Raw genomic sequence first — 25,219 nt, forward strand, 5'->3', positions numbered from 1 at the left:
AAACACCATAATGCCACCCATACGCTCTAAGCCAATAAATGCAAATGTACGTTCACCAATCGTACCCAGTGCTAACGCTTCTGGTTCTGCACCTTTGTCATCAGAGCGACTATCACCGTCATTTTCATCTTCGTTATTATTGAATGCTGCTCCGTGAACTGATGCAGTAATGCGTGAGATTTGATCGCCAGAGTCAAAAACCACCATGCCGTTACTATCCCAAATGGTAAAAGAGCGGGCTCCATATGCATAGAGTGATTCATATTCGCCATTATTATCTTCATCACCTTTAACAGTGGTCACTTTTAAACGGCCAATATCACTGTTGTCATTGTTCAGGTAATCAAAATTGCTTGCCAGTGTTAAGTCTTTAGCTCTAGTTTCATCTATATATGATAAACAACCATCATCTTCATCGTACTCAAGACCACCTTTTGCTAAACAATCAGCTTCGTCGGTTGTATCAAAGAAGTATTCTCGTGCATCACCTTCGTTCGCTGTGACAATAAAGTTAGCACCTTTCCAAGTAAAGCTTGAAATAGTATCTGGTTGATACATGCCATAGAGACCAGGGTACGATTTAAAGTTAACACCACCGTCTTTATCTGATGCATCAAAAAGTAAATTAGACCAATCTTTAAATCCTAAGCCTTTAAGCTCTAGGCTATTATCTTCAAGATTGACGATAGCAAGGGCGTTATTTTCTTGTAGTGACACGTAGGCAAACTTATTGTCTTTTGAAATGCTGATGTATTCAGGTTCTAAATCCATAGCTACGGTTGTATTAATCAAGTTACCGTTGATTGTTCGACCTGTCGGGTTAGCAAATACAATCCCAAGTTCTTCAAGCTCTGTTTGTTTGTCGTTATAAGCCGAAAAAGTAATGCTAATAGCAGTATCTGCAATTACACCATCATTGATATTAATAATGCTGATAGAGCCTTCAGGGTCAATACTGTAATCACCATTGGGTTCGCCTTCATTTGCAACCAGTACTTTATTGCCATCATGGCTAAAAGTAACCATGTCGGGCAGGGCGCCTACAGTGACATTTTTAATAAACAGAGGCTCGTCGCCACTAATATCATAAAATGCGATTAAACCGGCATCACCGGTATTACTTGCTGCCATTGCGACGGCTAAAAGATCATTATTAGCATCAATAGCGATACTGTTTGCATCACCCGCACTGTGCTCATTAAGTGCAAGGGTAATCTCTGAGCTTAAATTAGTGCCGTTTATAACCCCTTCGTTATCTTTAACTAAAGCTGCACGGTCAAAGCTATCAGCTTTCATGATATTAACGACCGCAGAATCACCGGAACTATTGATAGCAAAAATTCGTTGTTTAGATGCTTGGTAAGCGACAATCTCTGCTGCACCTTCAGGGCTTTCTGCGTTCAGCACTGCACGGCCGATAAGATTTATAGTTAAAGCAGCGTTTGCATCTGTACCATTTGCTCCGTCAGTTCCGTTTGTACCATCGGTGCCATTTACTCCATCAGTTCCATTAGTACCATTTTGACCTGCAGGACCTTGTTCACCTTGTAGGCCGTCTTTGCCGTCGTCACCGTCTAATGAGCAGCCAGTAAGAATGGTTAAAAGTGATAGCGCAATAATTGATCTTTTTAACATTATTATTTTTCCTTGGAATTGTATTGAGGCAATTACAACACGCAGGCATTACAACTATATGGCACTTTTATGAGAACAAAATTTAGTCATAAAAAAAGCGAGTATAAACTCGCTTTTTATCTATAAATTAGTAGGGTAGCTCACTACTTTTTGGTTGGGCGCTTCCAGCCGGTTAGGTTACGCTGTTTACCACGAGCGACTGCAAGCTGATCGTCTTCAACTGTATTAGTGATAACAGAGCCTGCGCCAATCGTTGCCATTGAGCCAATATTAACAGGGGCCACTAGTGATGAGTTAGAACCGATAAAGGCGTTATCACCAATAATGGTTTTTGATTTATTTACACCATCATAGTTACAAGTAATAGTCCCTGCGCCAATATTAACTTTTTCGCCAACTTCAGTGTCGCCTAAGTAGGTTAAGTGATTTGCTTTTGAGCCTTTACCTAAGCGAGTCTTTTTCATCTCTACGAAGTTACCAATGTGTGAGTCTTCTTCCATAATCGCACCTGGGCGAAGGCGGGCATATGGGCCTAAAGTACATTTAGCAGCGACACTGGCTTCTTCAACAAGTGAGTTAGCTTTAATAACAACGTTATCGCCAATAGTACAATCTTTAAGTACGCAATTTGGACCAATTTGTACGTTATTACCAAGAGTTACTTTACCTTCGAAAATAACATTAACGTCGATGAGAACATCTTCGCCAGTCGTTACTTCACCACGTACATCAATACGTGCAGGATCAGCAAGTGTTGCGCCGTTTAGCATTAGCTCTTCTGCTTGCCATGCTTGGTATGCACGTTCAAGCGCTGAAAGTTGTACGCGATTATTAGCACCTTCAACTTCCATCGGATGCTCAGGCTGTGCAGAGGTAATTTCAACCCCTTCACTGTGTGCCATGGCAACAATATCTGTTAAGTAGTATTCACCTTGGGCGTTGTTGTTAGATAGGTTACCTAACCAACGTTTAAGTAGCGCACCATTCGCAGCCATAATACCGGTATTGATTTCTTTAATTTCAAGTTGCTCAGGTGAAGCGTCTTTTTGTTCGATAATACCGACAAGCTTGCCATTTTCACGGATCATTCGGCCATAACCTGATGGGTCATCTAAGGTAACCGTTAATACCGCTAAGCCTTTTTCTGGAGTTGCAGCAAGTAGCTTTTCTAAGGTCGCGCGTTTTGTTAGTGGCACATCACCATAGAGAATTAATACGGTGTCATCATCGGCAATGTGTTCTTTAGCAACAGCGACAGCATGACCCGTACCGAGTTGTTCTTCTTGTAACACCCAGTTTACTTGGTTGTGCGATAGGGCTTCTTGAAGCTGCTCACGGCCATGACCATAAACAAGATTTGTTTCACGAGCGCCAAGGGCAGTGGCATTATCGATAACGTGCTGCACCATAGGTTTGCCAGCAACTTTGTGTAATACCTTAGGTAGAGCAGAGCGCATACGGGTGCCTTTACCCGCAGCAAGAATAACGGTAGTCAGAGACATTAAAACAATATCCTTCTTTCTTTGTTTTAGGTGTGCAATATTTTGTGAGTTCTGGAAAACATACAAAGTTGTGTAAGTCACATCATGTGTAAATACGCAATCCTAATGTGTTGGACTGAACCTTGAATGAAACAGCTATTCACTATTAATTTACACTATTGTAGCGAGCTTTGATGAAGGATATAAGTATAAATATAAAGTAGGGCGCTAAGTGGTGACTTTTAGGCACAAAAAAGCCCACGATAAGTGGGCTTTTCGAAAACCGAGTAGGCTTACTTTTTACGTAATTGTTGAATTACGCGAAGTTGAGCGATTGCTTCAGCAAGTTGCACTGCAGCTTGTTGATAATCTAACTCAGCAGTTGACGTATTCGCCATTTGCTCTTCAGCATCACGTTTAGCTTTTTCAGCCGCTTGCTCGTCTAGGTCTTCACCACGTACTGCAGTATCTGCAAGAATCGTGATGCGATCCGGTTGAACTTCTAGCGTGCCGCCAGCAATATACATCACGTCTTCGTGACCAAATTGCTTAACTAAACGTACCATACCAGGTTTTAGGGCAGTTAATAATGGAGCGTGACCATAGTTAACACCAAGGTCACCTTCACTACCACTCACTTGAATCGATTCAACCAGACCAGAGAACAAGCTCTCTTCTGCGCTTACTACGTCAAGATGTACAGTCATAGCCGCCATACTACCCTCCTAATTACATGCTTTTGGCTTTTTCTTGAGCTTCTTCAATAGAGCCAACCATGTAGAACGCTTGCTCTGGCATATCATCAAACTCACCGTTTAAGATACCTTTGAAGCCAGCAATTGTGTCTTTAAGTGACACGTATTTACCAGGCGCGCCTGTAAATACCTCAGCAACGAAGAACGGCTGAGATAGGAAACGCTGGATTTTACGTGCACGAGATACAACTTGCTTATCTTCGTCAGAAAGCTCGTCCATACCTAGGATTGCGATGATGTCTTTAAGCTCTTTATAACGTTGAAGAACTGTTTGAACGCCACGCGCTGTATCGTAGTGCTCTTGACCGATTACTAGTGGGTCAAGTTGACGTGAAGATGAATCAAGTGGGTCTACCGCAGGGTAGATACCAAGTGAAGCGATATCACGAGAAAGTACTACTGTTGCATCTAAGTGAGCAAACGTTGTTGCTGGAGATGGGTCAGTTAAGTCATCCGCAGGTACGTATACCGCTTGGATTGAAGTGATTGAACCCGTCTTAGTAGATGCGATACGCTCTTGAAGTACACCCATTTCTTCAGCAAGAGTTGGTTGGTAACCTACTGCTGAAGGCATACGACCTAGAAGTGCTGATACCTCTGTACCCGCTAGAGTATAACGGTAGATGTTATCAACGAAGAAAAGTACGTCACGACCTTCGTCACGGAACTTCTCAGCCATAGTAAGACCAGTTAACGCTACGCGTAAACGGTTACCCGGTGGCTCATTCATTTGACCGTATACTAGAGATACTTTGTCTAGTACGTTTGAGTCGTTCATCTCATGGTAGAAGTCATTACCCTCACGAGTACGCTCACCAACACCTGCGAATACTGAGTAACCGCTGTGCTCGATTGCGATGTTACGGATAAGTTCCATCATGTTTACGGTTTTACCAACACCGGCACCACCGAATAGACCAACTTTACCACCTTTAGCGAATGGACATACAAGGTCGATTACCTTGATACCAGTCTCTAAAAGTTCTACTGAACTTGATTGTTCTTCATAAGAAGGTGCTGCACGGTGAATAGACATACGCTCTTCTTCACCAATTGGACCAGCTTCATCAATAGGGTTACCTAATACGTCCATGATACGACCTAGTGTCTTCGTACCTACAGGAACGTGGATTGGCTGACCTGTACCTTCTACTGCAGTACCACGACGTAAACCGTCAGTAGTACCAAGTGCGATACCACGTACCACACCGCCACCTAGCTGTTGTTGAACTTCTAAAGTTAAACCAGCTAAGTCGCCATCTGTTACTTTTAGTGCGTCATATACGGCTGGCACGTTGTCTTGTGGAAATTCAATATCCACAACGGCGCCGATAATTTGGACGACCTTACCTAAACTCATGTCTATTCCTCTCATTAAACTTTGCCGAAGCGTTAAACTGCTGCCGAGCCGCTAACAATCTCACTAATTTCTTGTGTGATTGCAGCTTGACGAGCCTTGTTATAAACAAGCTGTAACTCATCCATAAGGTCGCCTGCGTTATCAGTTGCAGCTTTCATTGCAACCATACGGGCAGCCTGTTCAGAGGCAGCGTTCTCAACTACACCTTGGTATACTTGAGACTCAATAAAGCGTACTAACAGAGCTTCTAAAATCGCTTCTGGGTTTGGCTCATATAAGTAATCCCAAGAATGTTGAGATACTTCTTCTTCAGCTTTTGGCAAAGGGAGTAACTGATCGATTGTTGGCTCTTGCTTCATAGTATTAACGAACTTGTTAAATACTACGTATAAGCGGTCAATTTTACCTTCAGAGTATGCATCTAGCATTGTCTTTACAGGACCAATAACGTCTTGTAGTGAAGGTGTATCTCCTAAGTTCGCCTTTTTAGCGACTAACTTACCGCCAAAACGTTGGAAAAAGCCAGCTGCTTTGCTACCTAAAGTAGTAAATTCAGCTTCAACGCCTTTTTCTTTCCACGCTTTAACATCTAGGGCAACTTTTTTGAACTCGTTTGAGTTCAAGCCACCACATAGACCACGGTCAGTAGAGATAACAATATAACCAACTCGTTTTACTTCACGCTCTTCTAAGAAAGGGTGAGTAAAATCAAGATTTGCTTGAGCAACACGACCAATCACTTGGCGTAAGTTTTCAGCGTATGGACGGCTTGACGCCACACGTTCCTGCGCTTTTTTCATTTTAGACGCAGCAACCATTTCCATTGCGCTGGTGATCTTTTGAGTATTCTTGATACTCCCGATCTTGCTTTTAATCTCTTTTCCGCTGGCCATGACTCTCTCTCCGAATCAGGTGGGCTTTAGTTACCTAAAGCTCACCATTCATAACTAAATTACCAAGTTTGCGTCGACTTGAACTTCTCTAGAAGTTCTTTAAGTTGAGCTTCAATCTCAGCGTTGTAGTTACCAGTTTCATTGATTTGAGCCATTAGCTCTGCGTATGTGCTGTTTGCGTAAGAAATTAGGCCAGCTTCGAAATCCATGATTTTCGCGATTTCGATGTCTTGTAGGTAGCCTTTTTCAGCAGCAAATAGCGACAGAGACATTTCAGCAACAGACATTGGTGCGTACTGTTTCTGCTTCATTAGCTCTGTTACGCGCTCACCATGCTCTAATTGAGCACGTGTTGCATCGTCAAGGTCAGACGCGAACTGCGAGAACGCAGCTAATTCACGGTACTGAGCTAACGCTAGACGGATACCACCACCTAGTTTCTTAACGATTTTAGTTTGCGCTGCACCACCAACACGAGATACCGAGATACCAGCGTTAACAGCTGGACGGATACCTGAGTTGAATAAGTCAGTTTCTAAGAAGATCTGACCATCGGTGATAGAGATAACGTTTGTCGGTACGAACGCAGAAACGTCGCCGCCTTGAGTTTCAATGATTGGCAATGCCGTCAATGAACCTGTTTTACCTTTCACTTCACCATTAGTGAACTTCTCAACGTAATCAGCGTTTACACGTGATGCACGCTCTAGAAGACGTGAGTGAAGGTAGAATACGTCACCTGGGTATGCTTCACGGCCTGGTGGACGCTTAAGTAGTAATGATATTTGACGGTAAGCAACAGCTTGCTTAGATAAATCATCATATACGATTAGCGCGTCTTCACCACGGTCACGGAAGTATTCACCCATAGTACAACCAGAGAATGGTGCTAGGTACTGAAGTGCCGCAGATTCAGAAGCAGATGCAACAACAACAATCGTGTTTTCTAATGCACCGTGCTCTTCTAATTTACGTACTACGTTAGCGATAGTAGATGCTTTTTGACCAACTGCAACGTACACACACTTAACGCCTGTACCTTTTTGGTTGATGATAGCATCGATTGCTAATGCAGTTTTACCAGTTTGGCGGTCACCGATCACAAGCTCACGTTGACCACGACCTACTGGGATCATCGCATCGATAGATTTATAACCAGTTTGTACTGGCTCATCTACTGATTGACGTTCGATAACGCCAGGTGCGATTTTCTCAACAGGTTCAAAACCGTCGTTATCTAAAGCGCCTTTACCGTCGATAGGTGCACCTAGTGTGTTAACAACACGACCAAGAAGACCACGACCAACAGGAACCTCTAGGATACGACCAGTTGATTTAACTTTTACGCCTTCTTTAAGGTCAGCGTAAGGACCCATTACTACAGCACCTACTGAGTCACGCTCAAGGTTTAGTGCGATAGCATAACGGTTGCCAGGAAGCTCGATCATCTCACCTTGCATACAGTCAGCAAGACCGTGGATGCGGATGATACCGTCAGTAACAGATACGATAGTACCTTCGTTACGAGCTTCACTTACAACTTCGAACTGCTCAATACGTTGTTTGATCAGATCTGAAATTTCAGTGGAATTAAGTTGCATGCTCTTTTTCCCAATTACGATTGTAGTGATGTAGCTAAGCGGGCTAATTTGCCACGTACTGAGCCGTCGATTACAGTGTCACCCGCCTTAATGATAAGACCGCCAACAACTGTAGTATCTTCACTACAATTCAGCTTAACTTTGCGTGCGAAACGTTTTTCAAGTGCCGCTACCAATGTTGCTTGCTGCTCAGCAGCAAGCGGTGTTGCAGAAATCACGTCAACGTCGATTTCTTTGTCGTAGTCCGCTTTAAATTCAGCGAATAACTCAGCAACAGCAGGCAGTGCAACTAAACGTCCATTTTCAGCCATCACCTTGATTAGGTTCTGACCTTGTTCGTTGAGCTGCTCTGCACAGATCTTGATAAACAGATCTGCTTGTTCAGTAGCAGTAGGCAATCCAGCTAGCGCGGCAGCGGCTTGCTCGTTGCTGGCAACGTGGCCAGCAAAGAACAGCATGTCGTTCCAACTTTCAACAGTGCCTTTTTCAACGGCAAGTTCAAAAGCCGCTTTAGCGTATGGGCGAGCGATAGTAGCCAATTCAGACATGCTCATACCCTCCTAATTACAGCTCAGCGACAAGTTTTTCAACGATGTCACTGTGTGCGGCTTGATTGATTTCGCGCTCTAAAATCTTCTCAGCACCAACCACTGCCAGCGTCGCTACTTGTTTACGTAGTTCTTCTGTTACACGGTTACGCTCTGCTTCGATTTCAGAGTGCCCTTGAGCAATAATTTTTTCACGCTCTTGTTGACCACGAACAGTTTCTTCGTCAACGATTAGCGTGGCACGCTTTTTAGCTTGTTCAATGATATCAGCCGCTTGAGCTTTTGCCTCTTTAAGCTGCTCAGCAGCTTTCTTTTGCGCAAGTTCTAAGTCTTTTTCGGCTCTATCAGAGGCAGCTAAACCATCTTCGATTTTCTTCTGGCGAGCTTCAATTGCACCATTTAGTGGTGGCCATACGAATTTCATACAGAAAAGTACGAAAACCGTAAATGCAATTAATTCACCGATAAGAGTGGCTGTTAAGTTCACGACCGCTCCTCCTTAAAATAGTAAGCTGTTCAAAAAATAATATTAAAGTACGAACAACAATACCATTGCGATACCAACACCGATCATAGCTACGGCATCGATTAGACCAGCAAGGATGAACATCTTAACTTGTAATGAAGGTGCAAGTTCAGGTTGACGAGCACAAGCTTCTAGGAATTTACCACCCATGTTACCGAAGCCGATAGCAGTACCGATTGCACCGAAGCCGATAAGTAGAGCAACAGCGATGTACTTAAGACCAATCATTAGTTCCATTTTTTTCTCCAAAGTTTCAATTGTAAATTAAAGTTAAAATTTAAAAGTGTAATAAATTAGTGATTATCTGAGCTTGCCATGCTTAGGTAAACGATTGTAAGCATCATGAATACGAATGCTTGCAGTACGATTACTAAGATGTGGAATACAGCCCAAATAAAGTGCAACGGTAGTTGCATTAAACCAACTGCGCCGATCAAGATGAAAATCAACTCACCAGCATATAAGTTACCGAATAAACGCAGTGCTAACGAGAACGGCTTAGCAACTAAAGCGATTGTTTCTAGTAATAAGTTACATGGGATTAAGAACACCATCGCTAGCTTGTTATTAGAGCTGAACGGGTGAAGCGTTAATTCAGCTAAGAATCCGCCAATCCCTTTAATTTTGATTGCGTAACCAATCATCAGAATGAATACACCAATAGCAAGTGCAGCAGTCATGTTGATGTCTGTTGTAGGTACAATCTTCATGTAAACGTCGTGAGAATCCATACCAAATGCTTGCTCGCCAACGAAGCCAGCTAATGCAGGTAGGAAATCAACCGGAATCAAGTCCATTAAGTTCATTAAGAACACCCAAACGAAAATCGTTAGAGCTAATGGAGCGATTAATGCGCTTTTACCGTGGTATGTGTCACGTACGTTGTCACCAACGAACTCAACGATCATTTCAATGAAACACTGAAATTTACCAGGTACACCGGTATTTGCTTTCTTAGCGGCACTACGGAAGATCCATAAAAATACAAGACCTAGACCGATTGACCATGCGAGGGTATCTATATTCCATGTCCAGAAACCACTGTCTGCACACGCTTTGTTGAAGGCAAGACCAGCGTCGGTCGAGCACATCTTAGCGTTAGTTAAGTGGTGCTGAATATGGCTTGATAGAGTTACTTCTTCTGCAGCCATGTTATATCCCAAAAGTTAATGATTAAAAAAAACGGGCGCAAACAATCCGCTAAATAACACCAATACATAAACACAGAAAAACGGTAATAAAACGACCGTGTAAGACTTCAGTATCAGTGCAAACAAAACGATTGTTAGCATAAATTTTAATCCGTTGCCGCGCTTTAGCGAGGCATACACTTGATTTACTCGACTTGCACCCATATAACGGAATGCATAGACAGCAAATACAAAATTAGGGAGTAGTGCAACAGCTCCGCCAGCAAGCGCTGACTGGCCGGCATTGACTCCCCAACCTATAAAAACAATTACTGCAGCGATTAATGCTACGATACCCTGAAGACAAATTAATTTAAATGCGGCAAGCCTATACGGCCTTGCTAACCTATTAGTCACGTTTTGTTAACCTTTAGAACGTTAAATTGTCAGGGTATGAAAACTGGCGAAATTATACTGATTCCTACCAGTTTTGCAACTTGAGTCGACCCTTTGTAGTGCAAAAACACCACAAATGTCTCTTTTTGGACATGTTATTAATTAATGACGAGAATAGTCTTAATTTATACGGCTTAAAATGCCATCCAACTCATCAAGAGTTGTATAAGAGATAACCAGTTTGCCTTTGCCTTTTTTATTGTAGTTTATTTCTACTTTGGCGCCTAAATTTTCAGCAAGCTTTTGTTCTAACTGTTTGACATCCGGATCTTTTTCTTGCACTTCTTTTTTCGGAGCTGGTTCTAAGATAGAGCGAACTAATTTCTCAGTTTCACGAACAGTCAACGCTTTAGCAACTGCTAATCTAGCAGCATCTGACTGCGCTTCGCCTTCAAGTGCCAATAAACAGCGTGCATGACCCATTTCGATGTCGCCATGCTCTAACAAGATTTTAACATCTTCGTTAAGGTTATTTAGACGTAGTAAATTAGTCACAGTCGTACGCGATTTACCAACAGCTTCGGCGACTTGTTGATGAGTGAGTTCAAATTCGTTAAGTAAACGATTTAATGCAATAGCTTCTTCCATCGCGTTTAGGTCTTCACGTTGGATATTTTCAATCAATGCGATTGCAACGGCTGCTTCATCTGGTACATCTTTGATGATACATGGAACAGCATCTAATTTTGCAAGTTGAGCAGCACGCCAACGACGCTCACCAGCAATAATTTCATATTTGTCTGCACCAATTTGGCGCACAACAATTGGCTGAATGATACCTTGAGCACGAATTGAGCTGGCTAACTCTTCTAGCGCTTCTTCAGACATATCTTTACGCGGTTGATATTTACCCGATTGTAAAAACTCAATCGCTAATTTTTGCAGCTCACCTTTGCTTTGCTCTGCAACGACCTCAGAGACTTGCTCTGGTGTCGCTGTTGCTTGTTGCTGATTATTTGCACTTGGGGCAGGTTTTGATGAACTTAATAAAGCGTCGAGTCCTCGGCCTAAACCGCGTTTTTTAGCAGACATGTTATTTTTTTACCTCGAAGTTAGGCTACTGCTGAAGATGTTTTCTCTTTTCTACGTAACATTTCGCCGGCTAGGGCTAAGTAAGCTTTAGCACCACTTGATGCACGGTCATAATACATGGCAGGGGCACCAAAACTCGGCGCTTCTGCTAAACGGACATTTCGTGGGATAACGGTACGATATACTTTATCGCCAAAATGTTGTTTGAGTTGTTCTGATACATCATTTGCAAGGCGATTGCGCGGATCATACATGGTGCGCAAAATCCCTTCAATTGTTAACGCTGGATTTACTAGCTTAGATAGCTGCGTAATGGTATCCATTAATGCCGTTAAACCTTCAAGGGCATAATACTCACATTGCATCGGAACTAAAATCGAATCAGCGGCGGCCATTGCATTAACAGTAAGCATGTTAAGTGAAGGCGGGCAGTCGATAAAAATGAAATCGTATTGGTCTTGAATTTGTTCAAGCGCATTACGTAAACGCACTTCACGCGCAAACAATTCCATTAGTTTAACTTCAGCGGCAGTCACATCGCCATTAGCAGCAATTAAGTGATACTCACCTGAGGTTTCTTTATTGATCACTTCATCGATTGGTGTTTCTTCAATCAATAAATCGTAAATAGTCGCAACATCACCGTATTTATCGACACCACTACCCATGGTAGCGTTTCCTTGCGGATCAAGATCGATTAATAACACTTTACGCTTCGTCGCGGCCATCGATGCCGCGAGATTCACAGCGGTGGTTGTTTTACCAACACCACCTTTTTGGTTTGCTAATGCGATGACTTTTGCCACAGTGCTCTGATCCCTAGTCTTTAGATAGAATGATTAGATGTCTTTGCGCATCTAACTCAGGTACTTCCAAGCTGATTTTTTCATCAAACTTAATACCTTTAGGTAATGAGTCTAGTTCTTCGCTCGGAAATACGCCTTTTAAGGCGATAAATTTACCTGAATGATCAATCAAGTGCGCACACCAGTCAACCATATCTTGTAAAGAGGCGAATGCACGACTTAATACACCATCTAATTTAACACTTGGTTGATATTCTTCAACTCTAGACTGCACTGGGGTTACATTTTCAAGGCCAAGTGCATGTTTTACCTGCATCAAAAAGCGCACGCGTTTACCTAAACTATCTAACAATACAAATTGTGTATCAGGTAAAGCGATGGCTAATACGATACCCGGTAAACCTGGACCCGTACCTACATCAATGTAATGTTTGCCTTTAAGGTGTGGTGCAACAACTAAGCTATCCATAATATGCTTAACCATCATTTCTTCAGGTAAACGAACAGAGGTTAAGTTATACGCTTTGTTCCACTTGTCTAATAATTCAACATATTGCACAAGTTGTTGTTGCTGTTTTTCTGTTAGCGCAATATCAGTTTGCGCTAACAGCGTAGTTAATTGTTGTTGTAACACTGTATTCCTCACCAACTACGCAGTCTTGCGCAGTAAGCCTTGCTTTTTCAGATAGACTAATAATAGCGAAATAGCAGCAGGGGTGATACCTGAAATACGTGACGCTTGGCCAATTGTATCTGGACGACTATCAGTAAGCTTTGCAATAACCTCATTTGATAAACCAGAAACAGTTGAATAATCAAAGTCTTTTGGTAATACAGTTTGTTCATGACGTAGTTGCTTATTGATCTCATCTTGTTGACGAGCAATATAGCCTGCGTACTTAGTATGGATCTCAACTTGCTCAAGTGCAGCTTGATTATCAAACTCAGAACCTAAACCATCGATCGCCATTAAATCGTTATAACGAATTTCAGGACGACGGATCAGATCTTCAAGGCTCGCTTCACGAGTCAGTGGAGTTTTTAATAACGCGTTTACTTGATCAACAGCAACGTGATCTTTGTGGATCCATGTTTCTTTTAAACGTTGTGTTTCTTTTTCGATGATTTCCATTTTTTCGTTAAAGGCAGCCCAACGAGCGTCATCAACTAAGCCAAGTTCACGGCCTTTAGCAGTTAAACGAATGTCGGCATTATCTTCACGAAGTAATAAACGGTATTCAGCGCGGCTAGTAAACATACGGTACGGTTCTTTAGTACCTAATGTTGCTAGGTCATCAATTAGTACACCTGTATATGCTTCATCACGGCGAGGTGTCCAAGACTCTTTGCCTTGTACTTGTAATGCGGCGTTCATACCCGCAATTAAACCTTGCGCGCCAGCTTCTTCGTAACCGGTTGTACCATTAATTTGGCCTGCGAAGAATAAACCATTAATAAACTTAGTTTCTAATGATTGCTTTAAGTCGCGCGGATCAAAGAAGTCATACTCAATCGCATAACCAGGGCGACAAATATGTGCATTTTCAAAACCAGTGATTGATTGCACAATTTCAAGTTGCACATCAAACGGTAAACTCGTTGAAATACCATTAGGATATAATTCGTATGATGTTAAACCTTCAGGCTCAACAAAGATTTGATGTTTGTCTTTATCAGCAAAACGAACGATCTTATCTTCGATTGAAGGGCAGTAACGTGGACCAATACCTTCAATTACACCAGAATACATAGGTGAGCGATGTAAGTTATTGCGGATCACATCATGTGTTTTTTCATTTGTATAAGTGATGTAACACGGGATCTGCTGTGGGTGATCCGATTGTTTACCCATAAACGAGAATACAGGCGTTGGGGTATCACCTGGTTGTTCTTGCATCTTGCTAAAATCAACAGTTCGCGCATCAATACGAGGAGGCGTGCCTGTTTTTAAACGATCAACACGGAAAGGTAATTCACGTAAACGCTCTGCAAGTGCAATTGAAGGTGGATCACCTGCACGACCGCCTTTGAAGTTCTCTAAACCAATATGGATCTGACCTCCTAAGAAAGTACCTACAGTAAGAACCACAGAAGGCGCACTAAAACGTAGACCCATTTGAGTTACAACACCGATTACTCGATCACCTTCAACAATTAGATCGTCACATGATTGTTGGAAGATCTTTAAATTTTCTTGATGTTGTAAAGTGTGTTGAATAGCTGCTTTATACAAAGCACGGTCAGCTTGCGCACGTGTAGCACGTACAGCAGGGCCTTTAGATGAATTTAAAGTACGAAATTGAATACCGCCTTTATCAATAGCCTGAGCCATTGCACCACCAAGTGCATCGATCTCTTTAACTAAATGGCCTTTACCAATACCGCCAATTGCCGGGTTACAAGACATTTGACCAAGGGTATCCATATTATGAGTTAGCAATAGGGTATTCATCCCCATGCGAGCAGATGCTAATGCAGCTTCAGTACCTGCATGTCCACCACCTACAACAATAACATCAAAACGTTCGTGAAAAATCATTTATGGGATCCTACTTAATCAACCAGCAAAACTTTGTAAAGGGAGCGTATTCTACCTAGAAATTTAGAGAAGATAAATGATTAAACAGTGCTCAAGATCTAAGTGGGTGATCTCTAATAATATAAAGGATCTTTTAAAGAGATCTTTTATTACTCTTACTACTAGTAACGGCTAGATCTGTTGATAATGTTCGCTTTATTATTTAAAACATGATCTTAACGCAGATCTAAAGGTGTTAATATGATCGGATCATCCCGCGTAAAAGCTTTGATCAAAAGGGCTATTTATACACAGGGTAATATCGATTGGATCTTATCCAAGGGATAAACTACCTTAAAATCGCAGTTAGATCAGTGTTTATCCACAATCCGATCTAAATTATCAGTAAATTGTGGGTAACTTTTATAACAACGATCAACACCGATCGGCTTAATTAAGTCCTACAGACTCGATCCAGCTTGGTAGCCAAGCTAATGCCGTGTCTTCTGGTAATGCTTCATCAAGTATATTTAGCTCTAAGCGTTCTGCCACGCGCTTTGCACCTTTATTTGCTAATAACTCATCTAGATTACGTCCAGCATAGTTATAGGTGTCGTAGCTTGTGTCACCTAATCCGATCACACTGTAGTTTAATCCTTTAAGATCAGCCTGTTGGTTAATAGATTCAACAAATGGCAGTAGGTTCTCTGGGTAGTCTCCCGCACCATATGTCGAAGTACATAACAACCAAGTAGTATCTTGCTGATCAATATCATCAAATACAGGCTGTTCATGAAGCTGCACTTGGATCCCTTGTTGTTCAAGGGCTTCTGCTAGTTGCTCTGCCACGTATTCTGCAGATCCCATTTGGCTGCCAACGATGATATTTACTGATTGCATGTGATTGATCATGTATAGAAATAAGTGGCCACATGATAACTAAGTTAGGGTGTGAGTAAAGCGTTGAATTACGATCTGAATAAGTTTTTCTGCTTAAAATAACAGCTTTAATCTAATGTTTTTCATAATGGACTGTTTTAAAAGGTTTTTTATATTTATTCATAAATTAAACCCTTTGATCAAGCTGTTAATAAATTTGGGGAAAGTTCTGATCAAGCTAAATATAGGAAACTGTATAACTTTGCTAAGTTGTTGATCTTTAATTGTGTGTAAGCGCTTTATTTTTCAGATCTGATTAAAATAGCGAGTATGATCGTTTTGTGGATAGATCGCTTGTTGATAACGATCGGTTTGCAATTTGCGATCAATAAAATAGATCGAAAAAAACTTAAATAAGCGCTAATAAAGGCTATTTTTAAGAAAATTAGTTATCAAAAAGGGCTGTTGTATGAAAACAAATTCAAATATCAGCGTTTTTTTATGATCAAATCAGCCTTTAGATCTAAAAAAGCCCCAAATGTGGATAACATTTTTAGCTAAATTCGATCTTAAAAGCTGTTTTGATCTATTTTTTAGCTCGCTAAGTTAGTTTTCGATCTGAGTTAAACAGGTTTTTATCGTATTACCGACTAGATCATAGAGTGAATTACCCAATGAAAATCGTTTTGCGCCACCAGCGAAAGCCGCTTTTGCTGAGTTAAAATTGTTCATTGCCATCACATTTAGTGGCATATCTATTGTGTTAGCTAAACTGGTTATGTGATCTATGTTAGTTAAGCCGGGTACAAACAGACCATCTGCACCTGCATCTTGATACGCTTTTGCACGCTCTAATGTTGCTTGAAAAGGGGAGTCACTAACAAAGTAGGTATCGGTTCTGGCGTTTATAAATAAACCACCGAAGCCATTTTCGTTAAGTGTTTTTTTTATCTCACTAATAATAGTGCATTGTTGCTCGGTAGATCTCAGTGCGTTAATGTCTTTGTCTGAGTCTTCTATGTTGATTCCTACAACCCCTAATCTTGCTAACGCTAAAACGTTTTGGCTAATTTGCAGCGGATTATTACTGTAGCCTGACTCTATATCGACAGAAAGTTGAATATGAAGGTGTTCGGTTAAGCTTTTAACCAGCGCTAACTGAGTTTGAAAAGAGATGTTCTCACCATCAGCGAAACCTAAACTGGCAGCAATGCCCCAGCTAGTTGTTGCTACAGCTTTAGCTCCCGCAGCTTGGATGAATTGTGCAGAACTAAGATCCCACGCATTAGCGAGTACAAAGCCCCCTTGCTGGTGGTGTAATTGGTTAAAGAGTTGATATTTGTCCATGATGTCCTCCGTTTAATGACATCGCTAGACTAATTGATAGGAGGTTAATTACTGGCTGGTTTCGGCCCTGAACCGATAATTGATTAGTTGGACTAAAAACAAAAAAAGAGTCAAAAGACTCTTTTTTATAATATTGATGACCGGAAATTATTTACCGATACAGAACGAACTAAAGATTTTCCCTAATAGGTCATCAGAGGTAAATTCACCTGTTATCTCATTTAAGAACTGTTGGGTTAGGCGTAATTCTTCAGCCAAGATCTCACCAGCAATATGCATCTCTAATTGCTCTTTACCGGTGTTTAAATGATAGGCCGCGTGATCAAGTGCATCTAAGTGACGACGGCGTGCCATAAATCCACCTTCAGTGGCGCCTTGGAAACCAATACATGCCTTTAAGTGAGTACGAACTAACTCCATACCCTCTGCATTTTTAGCGCTTAAACGGATCACCGGATATTGATCATGTTCATCCATACCGACATTTTCACCGGAAATATCGGCTTTATTTCGGATCACAGTCACACCCATACCCTCTGGTAACTTGGCCATAAACTCTGGCCAAATATCATGAGGATCAGTGGCTGATGTATCTGTGCCGTCTAACATAAATAGTACGCGATCGGCTTGGTTAATTTCATCCCATGCGCGCTCAATACCAATTTGCTCTACTTTATCTGGGCTTTCACGTAGGCCTGCGGTATCAATAATATGTAATGGCATGCCATCAATGTGGATATGTTCGCGTAATACGTCACGTGTAGTACCAGCTATTTCGGTAACGATAGCAGCATCACGGCCAGCTAATGCATTGAGTAGACTTGATTTACCAGCGTTAGGGCGACCCGCAATAACAACACGCATACCTTCACGCATGATGCTACCTTGTTTAGCTTGCTGAGTCACATTCTCTAATTGATCAATAATGGCATTGAGATCTGTTGATACTTTACCGTCTGATAAAAAGTCGATTTCTTCATCTGGAAAATCAATTGCAGCTTCAACATACATACGTAGGTGAATGACTTTCTCCACCAGCGTTTCAATATGTTTAGAGAATTCACCCTGCAGTGATTGGAGGGCACTTTTTGCTGCTTGTTCACTGGTTGCATTGATTAAATCGGCAATTGCCTCTGCTTGGGTTAAATCAAGCTTGTCATTCATAAATGCGCGCTCAGAGAACTCACCTGGTTTTGCTAAACGTACACCGTCAATTTGGCTAATTTCTTTTAATAGCATATCAAGTACAACAGGGCCGCCATGACCTTGTAGTTCAAGTACGTCTTCGCCGGTAAATGAATTTGGCCCTTGGAAGTAAATAGCAATACCTTGGTCAAGCTGTTCACCGCTCAAGCTTTTAAATGGTACATAGTCTGCGTAACGTGTTTTAGGACAACGGCCAATAATATGTTCTGCCACTGTTTTAGCTAAGCTGCCAGAAACGCGAATAATACCAACCCCACCTCGTCCTGGTGCGGTCGCTTGTGCTGCAATTGTGTCTTGATTAATCATGCGATGAAATAATGCCAATAAAAGAATGAATGCTGGCTCTATTGTAACCTATGGCTTAATTTCATGCGAATAGCTGTTTGAGTAATGAAATAGCAAAAGTTTGATGTAAGTAATACTTTATTTAGCTTTAATTAATAATAAAGCGTCATTGCAAATGATAATTATATTCATTACCATATTGCGCATTCTAAATCTTATTGTTTTTTATTATGCGTCTTTCTGCTGTTTTTATTGCACTTACTGCTGGTTTTTCGGGCGTTGCCCATGCTCAAAATGAAGTAACTACTTCTGATCAAAATGATTCTAAAGAACTCGAAAAAATAGAAGTTGTTGGCCGTGCGTTCTCTTTATATCGCCCAACCGAGTCTAGCTTTGCTACTCGTACTAATACACCTTTAGAGAAAATTCCTCAGTCAATTCAAATTTTGCCGCAGGAGCTGATCAGTGATCAGGCTGCTCGCCAAATTACCGACCTTTATAGCAATATTGCTGGCGTTAATGCTTTTAGTTATTCGGGCGTTACATTCCGTGGTTTCCGCCAAGATGAGATTTTATATGATGGCGTAAAGGGCGACCCTTTCAATGGCTTTGCTGTACCGCAATTATTTAATATTGAACAAGTTGCGGTTTTAAAAGGGCCTGCTGGCGCTATATACGGTAGTGGTAATCCGGGTGGTATTATTAACTATGTAACTAAGAAGCCTAAATTCACCAGTGAACACAGTATTGAAGTTGAAGTAGGTAATGATGACTTCTTCAGTGGTGCATTAGAAAGCACAGGAACATTGAGTGAATCACTTGATAATCATGCTTACCGTGTTGGTCTTTACCGTGATACTGAAAAGCCATTCCGTGCTAATACAAGCAGCGATAATACTATTGTTGATCTTGGTTATACGTGGCTTATTAACAGTGCAACCGAGTTGACCACTCAGTATACCTATATAGAGCAAGAGTTGGGTGGGGCACGTTTACGTGGTGTACCTGCTGATGATAATGGCAATTTTCTAACTGATATTAGCTGGAATCATAACGAGTCGACAGACTTTCAAAATGTTGAAGCCCATGTCTATCAGACAACTTTAAAACATGAGTTTAATGATGTTTGGCGTACAGATGTCACAGCACGTTATTTTGATAACAAAGAAGTGCAAAACTACCATGAACCAAGAGGCCTCGTAGATACAGATGACGACGGTATTGTTGATTGGAGCCATCGTGAGTTTCGTGATCAAGTACGTGAGAACGAAGGTTTTAGCTTAACAGCTAATGCGATTGCAGAATTTACAGTTGCAGACATGCAGCATCAAGTGTTGTTTGGTAGTGATTGGTATGAACATGATTTTGAAAGCGTTTACCGTACAGCTACGCAACAAAGTAAAGGTGGCCCAGTACCAGGACTTGATCTTAACAACCCTGAGTATGGTTTAACCTCTGCTGATGATTATGACCTTGATAGTATTACCCCACGGCTTGGCAAAACGAATAGCACCCGCTTTGGTGCCTACTTGCAAGATCAGCTAGATATCACCGCTAATTGGAGTGTGACTGCTGGCTTAAGGTATGATCGTTTTGAAGATAAAGATCTGTTAAATCAAACCGAGTTTTCTGATAGCGACTTAACTTACCGTATTGGTACTAGCTATAACATTAACAACATGTTTTTCCCTTATGCGCTACATGGCACTGGCTTTGTGCCGCAAAGTGCGAGTAATCAAGAAACAGCAAAGGGTGGCCCATTCTCGCCAGAGACTAGCCGTATTAACGAGTTAGGTTTAAGAACCAAGCTATTAGCAAACACACTTGCTGTTAATATGGCTGTGTACGATATTGTCCGCGAAAACATCCTGCAGCCTAGCTTATTAGGTGATGTTGCAGGTGACGGCGTTGATGACCTAGTTGCCGTTGGTGAAGTACAAAGTAAGGGTTTTGAACTTGAGGTGGTTGGTGACATCACTGAGCGCTGGGTAGTTACTGCAAGCTACGCTTATAATGATACCCGTATTACTAAAGCCAACGACAGCATTCGTAACCAAATTCCTGATAGCGATAAATTTGCTAACGCGCCGCAAAATACCCTAGGTATATGGACACGCTATGAGCTACCTAGCTTATCGTCATCTATTTCTGCTGGCTTAGACTATGTTGATGAACAGCTTAGTTTAGGTGGTCAACGTGTTAAACCTTATACTGTTTACAACATGGCGTGGCAAACAACCGTTGATAACTGGCAATGGCAGTTATCAGTTAAGAACCTATTTGATAAAGAATACGCAAGCAGTGGCTTTATCGAGCGAACAGGGCACTTTCCTGGTGAGCCGCGCCGTGTCTATTTAAGTGCTAAATACAGTTTTTAATGGTGGCGTGTGAACGCTAAAAGTTGGTTTAACTTACATTCTTGGGCAGGACTCTTTGTTGGAGTCCTGCTTTTTGTTACCTGCGTATCGGGGACACTCGCTACGTTAAGTCATGAACTCGAGTACTTAACAGACGCTAAGTACCGTGCTTTAACTTCTTCTGCTTCGACTAACTACCCAGCTCTCGAAAACACCCTTAATAAGCATTATCCGCAAGCTCAGTTACTTTATATCCAACGTCATAAGCAAGATTACCTTGCCACTGAAGCGGCTCTTAAAGTCGGTGATTCATTTCGCTTTGTTTATTTAGATGCTGCAACGGGTCGCTTACTCGGTGAAGGAGAGTGGGCGCGGATATCGCGGTTTTTACGTAACTGGCATATGAACTTGTCGATGGGCTGGACGGGTAAATTACTCGTCACCAGTTTGAGTGTGTTACTCGTTATTTTATTGGTTTCGAGTTTTTATGTGTATCGGCGCTGGTGGCAAGGCTTTATAAAAAAGCCTGCTGCGCTTAGCCTCGATAAACGTAGTAGCTGGTCTGATTGGCATAAGCTGTTAGGGCTTTGGAGTTTATGGTTTATTGCTGTGATGGCCATCACAGGGGTTTGGTATCTGGTAGAACATGGGCTGCAAACCGCGAAGGTACCTCACTATGTCTCTAGTCCACAAGCCTTAAGTGAGTTTAAAAAACAAAGCCCTCGCAAAGGTCTATCGCCAATTGGTTTAGCTGCAGCTTATGAAGCCGCTCAACAGGCGTTTCCTAGCCTTGATATTCGCTATATTCGTTATCCTAATAAAGCGGATCAGCCTATTGAAGTGCGTGGTTACAACGATGATATTTTACTGCGCCTGCGTGCTAACCGGGTTTATTTAAAACCAAGTTCCGGTGAAGTTCTTGGTTTACAAAAAGGGGAAGAACTAAACCTGCTTCCACGAATTAAAGACACCGCTGATCCGCTGCACTTTGGGAACTTTGCAGGAATTGGTATCAAGCTTATTTGGGGGTTATTTGGTGCATTGATGAGCTTTGTAAGCGCTGCTGGCATCTATATGAGTTGGCTTAGGGTTAAGCGTAAAACAACGACTGGAAAGTGGCTTGGTTTATCTGGGGTGATTGCAATCGGTTTGGTGGTTGCTTCGTTACTAACAACAAGTTTGAGCTTTACTGAACGCAGTGTGCCCAATCAGGTTTATTCTCCTATTCTCGGTTAGCTATTTTCAGGCATTAAAAAAGGCGCAGTTAGCGCCTTTTTTATTGGGTTAAGAGTTTAGCCTCTTACCTTAATACCTTTTTTCTCCATACCGCGGTAGATGATTAGCATCTGTGCGATTGAGATAAGGTTCGATACTAACCAGTAAAGTACTAGGCCAGATGGGAACCATAAGAAGAAAATAGAGAATACGACTGGCATAAAGGTCATCATTTTTTGCTGCATAGGGTCAGTAACCGTCATAGGTTGCAGCTTTTGAGTGATGAACATACTTAAACCAAATAAAACCGGTAATACGTAGTATGGGTCCATTGCTGATAAGTCATTTAACCATAAAAAGAATTCAGCATGACGCAGTTCTGTTGACTCTAAGAATACGTAGAATAATGCTAAGAAGATTGGCATTTGTAGTAACAGTGGGAAACAGCCACCCATAGGGTTCACTTTTTCTTTGCGGTACATTTCCATCATAGCTTGACCGAATTTTTGACGGTCATCACCATACTTCTCTTTTAGTGCAGCCATTTTAGGCTGTAAGGCACGCATCTTCGCCATTGACGTGTATTGTGCTTTAGTCAGCGGGTACATTGCCGTTTTAACGATAACCGTGATTGCAATGATAGCTAGACCCCAGTTACCTAAGATACCGTATAACCACTTAAGTAATACGAATAATGGTTGCGAGATAAAGAATAACCAACCGTAGTCTACAGTTAGGTCTAAGTCTGGGTGGATTGCTTCTAGTACGTCAGACTCTTTAGGGCCCATATAATAGGTTGAGCCAAGCGTTGCTTGCGAACCAGCTTGTACATTTACTGCTTCACCTTTAACACCAATTATTGCTGCATTACCTGATACAAGCTTAGTGTAAAGAGTGTTTTGTTGATCTTGCTTTGGTACCCACGCACTTACAAAGTAGTGTTGAATAAATGCAATGTAGCCGCCAGCTGTGGTGATATTAAGGTTCTTATCAGCCATGTCTGAGAAGCTGTACTTTTCATACTTCTCTTCATCTGAGCCATAAGCGCCGCCTAAGTAGTTTTGATCTACTAAGCTACCTTTTTCTTGTACTGTACGTTTTACTTGCGTGTATAACTGAACTTGAATTGGATCAGCTGTTACGTTGTTTACTGTGTATTCTAAATCTACAGCGTAGTCGCCTTTTCTGAAGATATAAGTTTTAGTAAACGTCACACCTTTACTGTCAGTAAATTCAAGTGGTACACGTAGCTCATCACCCGTTAAAGAGAATGCTTTTTGTGTGGTTTTATAAACAGGGCGGCCTTTCAGGGTAGTCTCTGGGCCATTTAAACCAATTAAGCCACTTTGCGAGAAGTATTGGTTACCGTCAAACTCACCAAGTAGCATGAAAGGAGTTTCACCGCCTTTTACCTCTTCGTACTGAAGTAAGTCTGTTTCAATGATGTCACCGCCTTGGGTGTCAATTTTAACAGTGAATACATCAGTTGTTACATCGATAACTGAGCGCTTTGCTGTCGTTACAGCTGGAACTTCACCGTCAGATGATGCTGGAATAAAGTCATCAGATTCTGGTGTTGTTGCGTCTAGTGTTTGTGTTGTGGCACTTGGATCAGCCTTTGGTGCGTTGTAGTCGTTATTCCATTCTTGAAATAATAAAAACGACACAAGCATCAAGCCGATTAATAAAAACGTGCGTTGCGATTCCATAACAGCTCTTATTTCTCGTGTTGGTGGTTAATATGATTTTTTGCCGGTACGGGATCATCCCCACCAGCATGTAAAGGGTGGCATTTTAATATGCGTTTAACAGCTAACCAACTGCCTTTTACACTTCCATGCAAATTAATTGCTTGAATAGCGTAACTAGAGCAGGTTGGATTAAAACGACAATGCGGGCCTAATAGTGGGCTTATCCATTTTTGATAGCTGCGTATTAGCATGACTAAACAGCGCTTTGGAATAGCAACAAGTGGTTTAAGTAACCTCATGATGTGTCTGCCCCTGCGTTAATTTAGTCAATGGATACCATGAATTTAAATTCCCATCGTAGAATTTTAAATGCATGATTAAAAGGTGAGCTAAAGATACCTTAATTAAGCCTGTAATTCTATTGCTATCAGGCTTGTTTATTAGATTTAGCTGATTTATTCGGGCGTTTCTTAAATGGTGGTGGTTTAGGTGCACCAGGCTTGCAGCGTTCGTTAATTTTTCGCCACAATTTATTTAGTTGCTTTGTTAGCTCTTCGTTGGACTGTTCATCAATACCACTTTTAACCATAAGCACAATATCAATGTTATCGAGTTTATGTTGATTTAAACGGAAACTTTCGCGAGCAAGTCGTTTAATTCGATTACGTTGACAGGCTTTTTTAACGCGTTTTTTTGCGACCGTAAGACCTAATCGAGGATTAGTTTGGTCATTGCGTTTAGCTAATAGGGTAAAGAAAGGAGTCGCAGCGCGTGCTGGTTCATTAAAGATTCGAGAGTAATGCGAGGGAGTTAACAGACGTAACTCCCTGCTGAAGCTAAAGTCTTCCACTTATATATTAAGCAGAAAGAACTTTACGGCCTTTAGCACGACGACGAGCTAATACTTTACGGCCATTTGCTGTTGCCATACGAGCACGGAAACCGTGTGTACGTTTGCGTTTTAAAACGCTAGGTTGAAAAGTTCTTTTCATAACAATTCCATCCGATCGGTTAAGGTTAAAACATCCTATGCAGGTCGCGATCCTGGCACAGGTGCCATTGCGAGCGCGAGATATTATAGATGAAGACAACAAAAGTCAATCATTAAAACGCTGCAGAGGCAGTAATTATAAAGGATCCTTTTACGTGATCATATAGGATCATCATAAATAAGAAGTTTTCCACAGCCTCTGTATAAAAAGTGAATAAAAGCTTGGGAAAAGCCAATTCGATCGTAGAATTTGATCGCGATCTGGCTGCAAATTTGTTATGATCACTGTTCGAGCTTAAAAAATAATTTCTTTATAAATCAGTGCTTTATTGTTTTATGTTGCTGAGATCATATTTTTCATAAAAATCAATCTTGTACTTGTGGATAAAGTACCTTCATAATAGTCGGTCTGGGCCAAGAAAGTTGGTCAAAGATTAGCAATAAATGTTTGATTTTCCATCATTAAAGATGAACGGGAATAAAAATTAAATCTCTGGGAGTTTAACT

24 protein-coding genes (1 of these 24 only partly in view) are annotated in these 25,219 nt (G+C 41.5%); 2 read left to right on the plus strand and 22 right to left on the minus strand.

From position 1 onward, the window contains the following. From KQP93_RS17475 to mnmE, 18 genes are all read right to left on the minus strand, one after another. Positions 1–1,635, minus strand: the 5' portion of a protein-coding gene (locus KQP93_RS17475; RefSeq protein WP_217875387.1) for a choice-of-anchor I family protein. Its footprint begins 204 nt before the window's first position; only the first 1,635 of its 1,839 coding nucleotides appear in the window; it begins with the start codon at positions 1,633–1,635; its stop codon lies off the left edge, out of view. Between the two features lie 143 nt (positions 1,636–1,778). Continuing rightward, on the minus strand, positions 1,779–3,137 hold the full coding sequence (gene glmU, locus KQP93_RS17480; protein WP_217875388.1) for a bifunctional UDP-N-acetylglucosamine diphosphorylase/glucosamine-1-phosphate N-acetyltransferase GlmU: 1,359 nt from the start codon (positions 3,135–3,137) through the stop codon (positions 1,779–1,781). Between the two features lie 272 nt (positions 3,138–3,409). Next, positions 3,410–3,832 carry a F0F1 ATP synthase subunit epsilon gene (locus KQP93_RS17485; RefSeq protein ID WP_054554812.1) on the minus strand — a complete coding sequence of 141 codons (423 nt, stop codon included), beginning with the start codon at positions 3,830–3,832 and terminating at the stop codon, positions 3,410–3,412. A 13-nt stretch (positions 3,833–3,845) separates the two neighbouring features. Continuing rightward, positions 3,846–5,231, minus strand: a complete 1,386-nt coding sequence (atpD, locus tag KQP93_RS17490; RefSeq protein ID WP_054554811.1) for a F0F1 ATP synthase subunit beta — start codon at positions 5,229–5,231, stop codon at positions 3,846–3,848. Between the two features lie 32 nt (positions 5,232–5,263). Further along, entirely contained in the window at positions 5,264–6,124 is an 861-nt protein-coding gene (gene atpG / locus KQP93_RS17495; protein WP_217875389.1) for a F0F1 ATP synthase subunit gamma, read from the minus strand. A gap of 59 nt (positions 6,125–6,183) precedes the next feature. After that, positions 6,184–7,725, minus strand: a complete 1,542-nt coding sequence (gene atpA / locus KQP93_RS17500) for a F0F1 ATP synthase subunit alpha (protein WP_058583667.1) — start codon at positions 7,723–7,725, stop codon at positions 6,184–6,186. A 14-nt stretch (positions 7,726–7,739) separates the two neighbouring features. Then, a complete protein-coding gene (atpH, locus tag KQP93_RS17505; protein ID WP_054554808.1) occupies positions 7,740–8,273 on the minus strand; it encodes a F0F1 ATP synthase subunit delta in 534 nt (177 codons plus the stop codon). 16 nt (positions 8,274–8,289) lie between these two features. Further along, the gene (gene atpF / locus KQP93_RS17510) at positions 8,290–8,760 is read right to left on the minus strand and encodes a F0F1 ATP synthase subunit B (protein ID WP_217875390.1); all 471 of its coding nucleotides are present in this window, start codon (positions 8,758–8,760) and stop codon (positions 8,290–8,292) included. A 42-nt stretch (positions 8,761–8,802) separates the two neighbouring features. Further along, entirely contained in the window at positions 8,803–9,036 is a 234-nt protein-coding gene (gene atpE / locus KQP93_RS17515; protein WP_010561330.1) for a F0F1 ATP synthase subunit C, read from the minus strand. A gap of 56 nt (positions 9,037–9,092) precedes the next feature. Then, positions 9,093–9,950 carry a F0F1 ATP synthase subunit A gene (atpB, locus tag KQP93_RS17520; protein ID WP_054563741.1) on the minus strand — a complete coding sequence of 286 codons (858 nt, stop codon included), beginning with the start codon at positions 9,948–9,950 and terminating at the stop codon, positions 9,093–9,095. 15 nt (positions 9,951–9,965) lie between these two features. Further along, entirely contained in the window at positions 9,966–10,346 is a 381-nt protein-coding gene (locus KQP93_RS17525) for an ATP synthase subunit I (RefSeq protein WP_054554805.1), read from the minus strand. Positions 10,347–10,505: 159 nt separating this feature from the next. Next, positions 10,506–11,417 carry a ParB/RepB/Spo0J family partition protein gene (locus tag KQP93_RS17530; protein WP_054554804.1) on the minus strand — a complete coding sequence of 304 codons (912 nt, stop codon included), beginning with the start codon at positions 11,415–11,417 and terminating at the stop codon, positions 10,506–10,508. A 20-nt stretch (positions 11,418–11,437) separates the two neighbouring features. Then, positions 11,438–12,223, minus strand: a complete 786-nt coding sequence (locus KQP93_RS17535) for a ParA family protein (protein ID WP_054554803.1) — start codon at positions 12,221–12,223, stop codon at positions 11,438–11,440. A gap of 13 nt (positions 12,224–12,236) precedes the next feature. Next, on the minus strand, positions 12,237–12,857 hold the full coding sequence (gene rsmG / locus KQP93_RS17540) for a 16S rRNA (guanine(527)-N(7))-methyltransferase RsmG (protein ID WP_217875391.1): 621 nt from the start codon (positions 12,855–12,857) through the stop codon (positions 12,237–12,239). Positions 12,858–12,872: 15 nt separating this feature from the next. Then, positions 12,873–14,762 carry a tRNA uridine-5-carboxymethylaminomethyl(34) synthesis enzyme MnmG gene (gene mnmG, locus KQP93_RS17545; protein WP_138618676.1) on the minus strand — a complete coding sequence of 630 codons (1,890 nt, stop codon included), beginning with the start codon at positions 14,760–14,762 and terminating at the stop codon, positions 12,873–12,875. 429 nt (positions 14,763–15,191) lie between these two features. Continuing rightward, a complete protein-coding gene (gene mioC / locus KQP93_RS17550) occupies positions 15,192–15,641 on the minus strand; it encodes an FMN-binding protein MioC (protein ID WP_217875392.1) in 450 nt (149 codons plus the stop codon). A 585-nt stretch (positions 15,642–16,226) separates the two neighbouring features. Then, entirely contained in the window at positions 16,227–16,967 is a 741-nt protein-coding gene (locus KQP93_RS17555) for an isocitrate lyase/PEP mutase family protein (RefSeq protein WP_217875393.1), read from the minus strand. 147 nt (positions 16,968–17,114) lie between these two features. Further along, positions 17,115–18,479, minus strand: coding sequence for a tRNA uridine-5-carboxymethylaminomethyl(34) synthesis GTPase MnmE (mnmE, locus tag KQP93_RS17560; RefSeq protein ID WP_217875394.1), 1,365 nt, complete (start codon positions 18,477–18,479; stop codon positions 17,115–17,117). 209 nt (positions 18,480–18,688) lie between these two features. Between mnmE and KQP93_RS17565 the strand changes: the two genes are divergently transcribed. After that, positions 18,689–20,836: a TonB-dependent siderophore receptor gene (locus KQP93_RS17565; RefSeq protein ID WP_217875395.1), complete on the plus strand. Its 2,148-nt coding sequence runs from the start codon at positions 18,689–18,691 to the stop codon at positions 20,834–20,836. A gap of 9 nt (positions 20,837–20,845) precedes the next feature. Continuing rightward, positions 20,846–22,051: a PepSY-associated TM helix domain-containing protein gene (locus KQP93_RS17570; protein WP_217875396.1), complete on the plus strand. Its 1,206-nt coding sequence runs from the start codon at positions 20,846–20,848 to the stop codon at positions 22,049–22,051. A gap of 56 nt (positions 22,052–22,107) precedes the next feature. Here KQP93_RS17570 and yidC read toward each other — a convergent pair whose 3' ends face one another. The 4 genes from yidC to rpmH form a co-directional block, all read right to left on the minus strand. Further along, positions 22,108–23,739 (minus strand): membrane protein insertase YidC, encoded by a 1,632-nt coding sequence (gene yidC, locus KQP93_RS17575; RefSeq protein ID WP_217875397.1) that lies wholly within the window; start codon positions 23,737–23,739, stop codon positions 22,108–22,110. Positions 23,740–23,747: 8 nt separating this feature from the next. Beyond that, entirely contained in the window at positions 23,748–24,020 is a 273-nt protein-coding gene (yidD, locus tag KQP93_RS17580) for a membrane protein insertion efficiency factor YidD (RefSeq protein WP_217875398.1), read from the minus strand. 128 nt (positions 24,021–24,148) lie between these two features. Then, positions 24,149–24,571 carry a ribonuclease P protein component gene (rnpA, locus tag KQP93_RS17585; protein WP_058583673.1) on the minus strand — a complete coding sequence of 141 codons (423 nt, stop codon included), beginning with the start codon at positions 24,569–24,571 and terminating at the stop codon, positions 24,149–24,151. 7 nt (positions 24,572–24,578) lie between these two features. Beyond that, the gene (gene rpmH, locus KQP93_RS17590; protein WP_008488847.1) at positions 24,579–24,713 is read right to left on the minus strand and encodes a 50S ribosomal protein L34; all 135 of its coding nucleotides are present in this window, start codon (positions 24,711–24,713) and stop codon (positions 24,579–24,581) included. Positions 24,714–25,219: the final 506 nt, after the last annotated feature.

The sequence above is a fragment of the Pseudoalteromonas shioyasakiensis genome (genome assembly GCF_019134595.1).
GTDB classification, from domain to species: domain Bacteria; phylum Pseudomonadota; class Gammaproteobacteria; order Enterobacterales; family Alteromonadaceae; genus Pseudoalteromonas; species Pseudoalteromonas shioyasakiensis_A.

Bases quoted from the DNA above. Each gene is read 5' to 3' on its own strand.
- glmU (WP_217875388.1), bottom strand. From the start codon at position 3,137: ATGTCTCTGACTACCGTTATTCTTGCTGCGGGTAAAGGCACCCGTATG.
- KQP93_RS17485 (WP_054554812.1), bottom strand. From the start codon at position 3,832: ATGGCGGCTATGACTGTACATCTTGACGTAGTAAGCGCAGAAGAGAGC.
- atpD (WP_054554811.1), bottom strand. From the start codon at position 5,231: ATGAGTTTAGGTAAGGTCGTCCAAATTATCGGCGCCGTTGTGGATATT.
- atpG (WP_217875389.1), bottom strand. From the start codon at position 6,124: ATGGCCAGCGGAAAAGAGATTAAAAGCAAGATCGGGAGTATCAAGAAT.
- atpA (WP_058583667.1), bottom strand. From the start codon at position 7,725: ATGCAACTTAATTCCACTGAAATTTCAGATCTGATCAAACAACGTATT.
- atpH (WP_054554808.1), bottom strand. From the start codon at position 8,273: ATGTCTGAATTGGCTACTATCGCTCGCCCATACGCTAAAGCGGCTTTT.
- atpE (WP_010561330.1), bottom strand. From the start codon at position 9,036: ATGGAACTAATGATTGGTCTTAAGTACATCGCTGTTGCTCTACTTATC.
- atpB (WP_054563741.1), bottom strand. From the start codon at position 9,950: ATGGCTGCAGAAGAAGTAACTCTATCAAGCCATATTCAGCACCACTTA.
- KQP93_RS17530 (WP_054554804.1), bottom strand. From the start codon at position 11,417: ATGTCTGCTAAAAAACGCGGTTTAGGCCGAGGACTCGACGCTTTATTA.
- mnmG (WP_138618676.1), bottom strand. From the start codon at position 14,762: ATGATTTTTCACGAACGTTTTGATGTTATTGTTGTAGGTGGTGGACAT.
- mioC (WP_217875392.1), bottom strand. From the start codon at position 15,641: ATGCAATCAGTAAATATCATCGTTGGCAGCCAAATGGGATCTGCAGAA.
- KQP93_RS17555 (WP_217875393.1), bottom strand. From the start codon at position 16,967: ATGGACAAATATCAACTCTTTAACCAATTACACCACCAGCAAGGGGGC.
- mnmE (WP_217875394.1), bottom strand. From the start codon at position 18,479: ATGATTAATCAAGACACAATTGCAGCACAAGCGACCGCACCAGGACGA.
- KQP93_RS17565 (WP_217875395.1), top strand. From the start codon at position 18,689: ATGCGTCTTTCTGCTGTTTTTATTGCACTTACTGCTGGTTTTTCGGGC.
- yidC (WP_217875397.1), bottom strand. From the start codon at position 23,739: ATGGAATCGCAACGCACGTTTTTATTAATCGGCTTGATGCTTGTGTCG.
- yidD (WP_217875398.1), bottom strand. From the start codon at position 24,020: ATGAGGTTACTTAAACCACTTGTTGCTATTCCAAAGCGCTGTTTAGTC.
- rpmH (WP_008488847.1), bottom strand. From the start codon at position 24,713: ATGAAAAGAACTTTTCAACCTAGCGTTTTAAAACGCAAACGTACACAC.